Raw genomic sequence first — 504 nt, forward strand, 5'->3', positions numbered from 1 at the left:
GGCTGTGGCGGCCAGCATGATATCAATGTTAAATTTCTTCATATTTTTGGCAGTGATCTCACGAGATGTCTTGAGTTGCCCTTTCAAGACTCCATAGATCGCGGCGGATTGCGACGATAGCGGTAAAATCTCAAATTCACTCATCACGGAATTCACCATTTCCCGAATTTCAGATTTTTTCCTATCATCCGACAAATAGTGGCTGTATTCCAATTCAAACAGAGTCAGAATGGAAATCGTGAGTTGATCAGACTCTCGCAAGGAACAAATTTTGGATCGAATGGCGACATGCTCCGGGGAATTTTTCCGATAAAGAAAAGTGAGAGTATCCGTATCCAGTAAGTATTTCATGCATCCTGGTCATGATGGAAAGTGAATTCTTCCCGGAAAACCCTGGAGGTTTCCAACATAAAATCGATGGTTTCCGAAGAAATGGCAGTGGATTCGATGCGTTGCATCAAGCCCCTCCATCGGGAAGATTTCATCTCCTGATCTTTCTCTTCT

General features: G+C 43.3%; 1 protein-coding gene (only partly in view). It reads right to left on the reverse strand.

The window, feature by feature from the left end; translation table 11 throughout:
- Positions 1-351, reverse strand: the 5' portion of a protein-coding gene (locus tag HQM11_21445) for a type II toxin-antitoxin system VapC family toxin (GenBank protein ID MBF0353603.1). 24 nt of this gene lie to the left of the window's left edge; the window shows 351 of its 375 coding nt (coding positions 1-351); its start codon is at positions 349-351; the stop codon falls past the left edge of the window.
- Positions 352-504 lie beyond the last annotated feature (153 nt).

Source organism: SAR324 cluster bacterium, from assembly GCA_015232315.1.
Classification (GTDB): domain Bacteria; phylum SAR324; class SAR324; order SAR324; family NAC60-12; genus JADFZZ01.